General features: G+C 71.3%; 7 protein-coding genes. 5 read left to right on the top strand and 2 right to left on the bottom strand.

The window, feature by feature from the left end; all coding sequences use genetic code 11:
- Nucleotides 1-23: 23 nt before the first annotated feature.
- The 3 genes from ABFX51_RS38865 (at nt 24) to ABFX51_RS38875 (ending at nt 2,521) form a co-directional block, all read left to right on the top strand.
- Complete coding sequence (locus ABFX51_RS38865; RefSeq protein WP_091511052.1) at nt 24-1,010, top strand: ATP-binding cassette domain-containing protein; 987 nt, start codon at nt 24-26, stop codon at nt 1,008-1,010.
- The gene (locus ABFX51_RS38870; RefSeq protein ID WP_091511049.1) at nt 1,003-1,767 is read left to right on the top strand and encodes an ABC transporter permease; all 765 of its coding nucleotides are present in this window, start codon (nt 1,003-1,005) and stop codon (nt 1,765-1,767) included. The genes ABFX51_RS38865 and ABFX51_RS38870 overlap by 8 nt, the downstream gene beginning before the upstream one ends.
- Nucleotides 1,768-1,906: 139 nt before the next feature.
- On the top strand, nt 1,907-2,521 hold the full coding sequence (locus ABFX51_RS38875; RefSeq protein WP_346056837.1) for a GH25 family lysozyme: 615 nt from the start codon (nt 1,907-1,909) through the stop codon (nt 2,519-2,521).
- Nucleotides 2,522-2,526: 5 nt separating this feature from the next.
- On the opposite strand, the gene ABFX51_RS38880 is transcribed toward ABFX51_RS38875, so the two are convergent.
- The gene (locus ABFX51_RS38880) at nt 2,527-3,507 is read right to left on the bottom strand and encodes a glycoside hydrolase family 183 protein (RefSeq protein ID WP_091511044.1); all 981 of its coding nucleotides are present in this window, start codon (nt 3,505-3,507) and stop codon (nt 2,527-2,529) included.
- A gap of 202 nt (nt 3,508-3,709) precedes the next feature.
- Here ABFX51_RS38880 and ABFX51_RS38885 point away from each other — a divergent pair, with 202 nt between their 5' ends.
- Nucleotides 3,710-5,080 (top strand): FAD-binding oxidoreductase, encoded by a 1,371-nt coding sequence (locus ABFX51_RS38885; RefSeq protein WP_091511042.1) that lies wholly within the window; start codon nt 3,710-3,712, stop codon nt 5,078-5,080.
- Nucleotides 5,081-5,090: 10 nt separating this feature from the next.
- Here ABFX51_RS38885 and ABFX51_RS38890 read toward each other — a convergent pair whose 3' ends face one another.
- Nucleotides 5,091-6,002 (bottom strand): AraC family transcriptional regulator, encoded by a 912-nt coding sequence (locus tag ABFX51_RS38890; RefSeq protein ID WP_091511039.1) that lies wholly within the window; start codon nt 6,000-6,002, stop codon nt 5,091-5,093.
- Between the two features lie 71 nt (nt 6,003-6,073).
- Here ABFX51_RS38890 and ABFX51_RS38895 point away from each other — a divergent pair, with 71 nt between their 5' ends.
- Nucleotides 6,074-6,907 (top strand): SDR family oxidoreductase, encoded by an 834-nt coding sequence (locus ABFX51_RS38895; protein WP_091511037.1) that lies wholly within the window; start codon nt 6,074-6,076, stop codon nt 6,905-6,907.
- Nucleotides 6,908-6,970 lie beyond the last annotated feature (63 nt).

The following is a 6,970-nucleotide window of genomic DNA, read 5'->3' on the forward strand; positions in this document are numbered from 1 at the left end:
TTTGACTACCGGAAGGGGAGACCATGATCAGGGCACGCGGTCTCGCGCGGCGGTTCACCGCGCGCGGCCGCACCGTCGACGCCGTCAGGGGTGTCGACCTCGACGTGGCCACGGGGGAACTGGTCGGCTTCCTCGGCCCGAACGGCGCCGGGAAGACGACGACGCTGCGGATGCTCACGACCCTGCTGCGCCCGACCGCCGGGGAGGCCACGGTCGGCGGCTGCGACCTGCTGACCGACCCGGCCGGGGTGCGGCGGCGGATCGGGTACGTCGCGCAGAGCGGCGGCACCGCGGCCGAATGCCGGGTGGGCGAGGAGATCGAGCTGCAGGGCCGGCTGTACGGGCTCACGAAGGCCGACGCGCGGAGCCGCGGGGCGGAGCTGACCGAGCAGCTGGACCTCGCGGGGCTCGACCAGCGGCTGACCAAGACGCTGTCGGGCGGGCAGCGGCGGCGGCTGGACATCGCGCTCAGCCTCGTCCACGACCCCAAGCTGCTGTTCTTCGACGAACCGACCACGGGCCTGGACCCGCAGAGCCGGGCCAACCTGTGGCAGCACATCCGGCGGCTGCGCGACGAGCACGGCGTGACGTTGTTCCTCACCACGCACTACCTGGACGAGGCGGACGCGCTGTGCGACCGGATCCTCGTGATCGACAACGGCGAGATCGTCGCGGAGGGCACGCCGGACTCGCTGAAGGCCCGCGTGTCCGGCGACGGCGTGACCGTCGGGGTGGCCGAGGAGCAGGTGGCCGGTGCCGCGGAGGTCGCGGCCAGGCTGCCCGGCGCCCACGAAGTGACCACAGTGGACTCCGCGGTGTCCTTCCGGGTGCCGCGCGGGGACACCGCCATGCCGGAACTGCTGCGGGCGCTGGACGCGGCGGGGATCGCGATGACCTCGGTGCGGGTGCAGCGGCCGACGCTCGACGACGTGTTCCTCACGCTCACGGGCCGCAGCCTGCGGGACGCCGAGCAGGGCACCCCGGCGGGGCAGGAGGCCGTCCATGCGTGAGACGTGGTTGATCTTCCGGCGGGACCTGCTGCTGTCGCTGCGCAACCCCGCCTGGCTGATGATCGGGATCATGCAGCCGGTGCTGTACCTGGTGCTGTTCGGGCCGCTCATGGAAAAGGTCGTCGGGAGCACGCCCGGTTTCCCGCCGGGCAGCAGCTGGACCATCCTGACCCCGGCGCTGATCGTGCAGCTGGCGTTGTTCAGCTCGTCGTTCGCGGGGTTCGCGTTGCTGGCCGACTACCGCAGCGGCGTGCTGGAACGGCTGCGGGTCACGCCAGCGAGCCGGATCGGCCTGCTGCTGGGCAAGGTGCTGAACAACGCGGTGCAGGCGGTGGTGCAGGCGATCCTGATCACGGTGCTGGCGTACGTGGCCTTCGGGCTGGACGCCCCGCTCGGCGGGGTGCTGCTCAGCCTCGTGATCGTGGCGCTGGTCGCGGTCACCCTCGCTTCGGCGTCGTACGCGGTCGCGCTGACCGTCAAGAGCGAGGAGGCGTTCCCGGCGCTGCTGAACGCGGTGCTGATGCCGGTGCTGCTGTTGTCGGGCATCCTGCTGCCGATCACCAGCATCCTGGCGCCGGACTGGCTGTACTGGCTGTCGCGGGTCAACCCGTTCACGCACGTCGTGGACGCCGAGCGCGCCACCTTCCGCGGCGATTTCACGTTCGACGCGCTGTACTTCGGCGGACTCGTGCTGCTGGTGATGGCGGTGCTCGCCGTGTGGTGGGGCGCCCGCACCTTCCAGCGGGAGAACGCGTAGGAACCGCGGGCGGCGGCCGGTTTTCCGGTCGCCGCCCGCGGTGTGAGGTGAATCGGTTCCGGGTGCGTCGGTCCCGCGCCCCGGCGTTTTCGCACCTAGAGTGGCTGCACGACGCCACGGGGAGTGCGAAGGTGGAGGTTTGACCGAGGACGAGACGGCGCGTGGGATCAACCTGTCGCTGCACGCGACCGTGGCCGACTGGGACACGGTCCGTTCTGCCGCGGTCGTTTTCGCCTCGATCACGGTGACGGAGAACGTGAACTGGGCCGACACCGGTGCGCAACGGCAGATCGCGGCCGCGCAGGAGGCCGGCGTGCGCGCGGGGATCCGGCACTACGCCCGGCCCGGTGCCCCGCACGACCAGGCCGAGCACTGCGTGCGGCTGGGCAAGCAGCTCGGCGTGTTCGGCCCCGGTTCGCTCGCCCCCGCGCTGGACGTGGACGCCGTCGGGGTCGACGACCGGTTCGTCAAGGCGTGGATCAAGGGGGTGCGGCAGGCCGCGGGCATCCGGCGCGTGCTCGTCTACGCGCCCTACGACTCGTGGCTGCACCACCTGAACCCGGACAAGTGGGCCGACTCGGACGTGGTGCTGTGGGTGCGGCGGCACAACGGCATCCCCGGCCGCCCCGGCTGGTTCCACCCGCGGCTGGGCGTGCACCAGCACCGCGCGGCGCCCATCGCCCCCGGCCTGTCCGGCCCGATCGGGCTGGACGCGCTCGTCTACCCGTTCACGCTGGCGGACATCCTGTTGTGAGGCGCTCAGCCCGCCAGCCGTGACCGCATCAGGAACACGTTGTACGGCCCCCACTGCGACATGAGGTAGTAGATGTCGGGACCGTCGAGGGCCCACGGGTGCAGGTAGCCGCCGTAGAGGCCCGGGTACTGTGCGCCGGGCACGGCGACCTCGCCAGGAGACCACGGACCGGTGAGCCGGTCGGCGGTGCGGAGGAGGATCGCCCCGCGCGGGTCGTCCAGGTGCAGGGCGAGCCACCGTCCGAAGTGGACATGGTACGCGATGGACAGTTCCCCCACCGGTCCGCTCAGCACCGGGACGGCGGCGAACTCGTCACGGCTCCAGCCGGCGCCCGTGTAGTACTCGTACGCGGAGGCGTCCAGCACCTCGGGCACCCGCGCGCGAGCGAGGTAGGCGTCGCCGTGGCGGCCGTTGGTGGTGCCGAACAGGTACACGTGGTCGCCCTCGCGGGCGAAGGCGCACATCTGGAACGGGTCGTCGCGGCGGCTGGCGCGGTTGATCCAGCGGGCGCCCTCCGGCTTGTGCCAGGTGACCCCGCCGTCCGGCGAGACGGCGATGCCGCCGTAGTTGGTGTGCCAGTGCCCGGGCGGCCCCCACTCGCGGACGGACATGTACTGCACGTACTGCACCCCGTCGATCGCGATGCCCGAATTCGGGATCACGGTCACCTCGTCACGACGCGGGTCGCGCGGGATGACCTGTGCCGCGGTGCCGTCGGCCCGGGGGACGAAGCCGTCGAGGACGAGACCGCGGGAAAGGTCCCTGGTGCGGGAGAAGCCGAGGGCGTTGCACCGCCAGTCCGCGCTGTTCGGGCCTCCCCCGTCCCCGCCCCAGCCCTCGCCGAAGGTGTCACCGAACAACACGAACACGCGCCCGTCGCCGCCGTCCCACAGGATCCCGAGATCGGTCCCGTGCACGGCGAAGCGCTCGTCGGTGTGCCCAGGCCCGGTCACCTTCGCGACCAGCTCCGTCCCCTCGACCTCCATGCGCTCCAGGCTAGGTGCCCCGCCGGTCTGCCACAGCGAGGAATTTCGTGCGCGCTGTCCTTCCTCCCCCGTTCGCGGTAGGGGCGAAGAATCACGCGAAGAACCCCCGCCTGGCGATCGCATTACCCACCGTCCGCAGCGGAGTTCCGTGGGGACTTCCGCCTCCTTGAGGCACGCACGGGCGGGGTGTGTGCTGGCTCCTATGACTCCTTCGACGGTCGAGGCCCTGCGTGAGCGGATGCGCGGTGAGGTCATCACGCGCGACGACGAGAACTACGACGAGGCGCGGAAGGTCTACAACGCGATGATCGACCGCTACCCGCGTGTGGTCGTCCGGCCGGTGAACGCGGGGGACGTCATGGTGGCCGTGGACTTCGCGCGGGACACCGGCGCGGACCTCGCCGTGCGCGGCGGCGGGCACAGCGTGCCCGGCTTCGGCACCTGCGACGACGGCGTCGTGATCGACCTGTCCGCCATGCGCGGCGTCCGCGTCGACCCGGAAAACCGCGTCGCGTGGGCGGAAGGCGGTGCCACGTGGGGCGACTTCAACGCCGCCACGCACGCCTTCGGCCTCGCCACCACCGGCGGAATCATCTCCACCACCGGTGTTTCCGGTCTCACGCTCGGCGGCGGCATCGGCTACCTCGACCGCGGCGCCGGGCTTTCCTGCGACAACCTCGTGTCCGCGGACGTGGTCACCGCCGACGGCCGGTTCCGCACGGCGAGCGAGCACGAGAACGAGGACCTGTTCTGGGCGCTGCGCGGTGGCGGCGGCAACTTCGGGGTCGTGGTGTCGCTGGCGTTCCGGCTGCACCCGGTGCGCGACGTCTACGGCGGGCCCATGCTGTTCGAGCTCGAGCACGCGGCGGACCTGCTGCGGTTCTACCGCGAGTTCATCGTCGACGCGCCCGAGCAGTTCGGCGGTTTCCCTGCGTTCCAGATCGCGCCGCCGCTGCCGTTCATCCCCGAGGAGCGCCAGGGCGAGCCGTTCGCGTTGTTCGTGGCCTGCTGGTCCGGTCCGGTGGAAGAGGGCGAGCAGGCGCTCAAGCCGCTGCGCGAAGTCGCGCCGACCGTGGCCGAGCACGTCGGCCCGATGCCGTACCCGGCGCTCAACAGCGCCTTCGACGGGCTCGTCCCGCCGGGCCTGCAGCACTACTGGAAGGCCAACTTCGTCACGGAGCTGGCCGACGACGCGATCGCCGCGCACGTGGCCCACGGTCCCCGGCTCCCCGCGCTCAACTCCACCATGCACATCTACCCGATCAACGGCGCCTGCCACCGGGTCTCCCCGGACGAGACGGCCTTCGCCTACCGCGACGCGAACTTCGCCGCGGTCATCGCGGGGATGTGGCCGGACCCGGCGCGCAACGACGAAGGCATCCGCTGGGTGCGGGACTACTACGCCGCGATAGCCCCCCACTCGGAGGAGGGTGGCTACGTCAACTTCATGGCGGGCGACGACCAGGACCGCGTGCGCGCGAACTACCGCGGCAACTACGACCGGCTGGCCGAGGTGAAGAAACGGTACGACCCGGACAACCTGTTCCACCTCAACCAGAACATCCTGCCGTAGGCCGCCACGCCTAGGCGCCGCGCGTCTTCGCGTACCGGCCCGGCGACACGCCGGTCACGCGGCGGAAGGCGTTGCTGAACGCGCTCGCCGAGCCGTACCCGAGTTCGTGCGCGATGCCGTCGATGGTCCGGTCCCCGCGGACCAAGGCTTCCCTGGCCAGCGCCATCCGCCAGGCGAGGAGGTACTCGATCGGGGTGACGCCGACGCGTTCGGCGAAGCGTTCCGCGAACACCGACCGCGACAACCGGGCCGTGGCCGCCAGTTGCGCCACCGTCCACGGGCGGCGGACGTCGGCGTGCAGGGCACGCAGCGCGGCCGCGATCGGCGGGTCGGCCAGCCCGCGCAGCAGCCCTTCCGGCGGGGTGCCCGAGGAGCCGGAACTGCGCACGGCTTCGACGAGCAGGACCTCGGCCAGCCGCGGCAGGATGTACGCGCCCCCAGGACGGTCCGAAGTGGACTCGTCTCCGATCAGGCCGAGCAGCTGGGCGATGCGCCGCGTGCCGGGGTCCCCGTCGCGGAGGTGCACCCGGCCCGGCATCAGCTTGGTCAGCATGCCCGCGTTCGCCGGATCCACGAGGAAGTCGCCGCCCACCAGCGTGACCGGCTCCCCGTCACCGGAGCCGAGCACGACCTGCCTGCCGGGCGCCTCGGCCAGCAGCCGCTCCCCGTCCACGGGCGCGGCGTCCGGCTCGCTGGCGAACACGAAGGGACCCGAGCCGGCCAGCAGGAGGAAGTCACCCTGGGCGAGTTCGAGCGCGGACCCGCCTTCGAGGAGCAGGCAGCGGCCGCGTACCACGGTGCCGAAGACGATCTCGCTGTGCGCGGGGAAGCCGATGGCCCACCGCCCCGCGCCTTCGATCCGCTTCCACAGCACGGCGTGCGGGCGCGTGAGGCCGATCAGGTCGGCCAGGGGATCAGTCATCCGGACGCTCTCTCATCTTTTTCGGTCTCTCAATCATAGACAGTCCGAACCCTGGGCCGGAAGCTGGAGGCATGACTGAGCGAGCACCGAAAACGGTCCTGGTGACCGGCAGTTCCTCCGGTTTCGGCAAGGCCGCGGTCACGGCGTTCCTGGCCCAGGGCTGGCGCGTCGCGGCCACCGCCCGGCGCCCCGACGCGGAGCAGGACACCGAAAACCTCTTCACGTGCAGGCTGGACCTGCACGACCCCGATTCCATCGAGAGCGCGGTCGCGGCCACCGTGGAGCGGTTCGGCACGCTGGACTGCGTCGTCAACAACGCGGGCGCCGGGCTGTTGTCGGTGTTCGAGACCACGCCGATGGAAACCGTGCGTGAGCTGTTCGAGACCAACGTCTTCGGCGCGATGCGGGTGATCCAGGCCGCCCTGCCCCGGTTCGCCGACCAGGGCGGCGGGCGGATCGTGAACGTCTCCTCCACCGCCGGTCTCGTGCCCGAGCCGTTCATGTCGGTCTACGCCGCGACGAAGTCCGCCGTCGAAGCCCTCACCGAAGGACTGCGCTACGAACTGGCGGCCCGCGACGTGGTGGTCAAGCTGGTCGAACCGGGGCTGGTGCGGGACACGAACTTCGTCCAGGCCACCGCTGAAGCCTCACTGGCGCTGCCCGTCCCGGACGCGTACCGGGCCGCGGTGGACAAGGTCATCGCCGGTTACCAGGCGGAGTACCCGCACCGGCTGGCCACCGAGGCCGAGGTCGCCGACGCGATCGTCGCCGCGGCAACGGACTCCGGTACGCGGCTCCGCTACCTCGTCGGCGAGGACAGCGAAGCAGCGGCCCACATGCGGTGGTCGACGAGCGAGGAGCAGTACAACGCCTGGGCGCTGGAGCGGTACTCGATCCACTCCTGACCGGGCTAGACGAGTAATGCGTAACTCGGTCAGTGGTCGTAGGCGGTGAGGGATCGGGTGACG

It is taken from the genome of Amycolatopsis dongchuanensis (genome assembly GCF_039542405.1).
GTDB lineage: Bacteria > Actinomycetota > Actinomycetes > Mycobacteriales > Pseudonocardiaceae > Amycolatopsis_E > Amycolatopsis_E sacchari.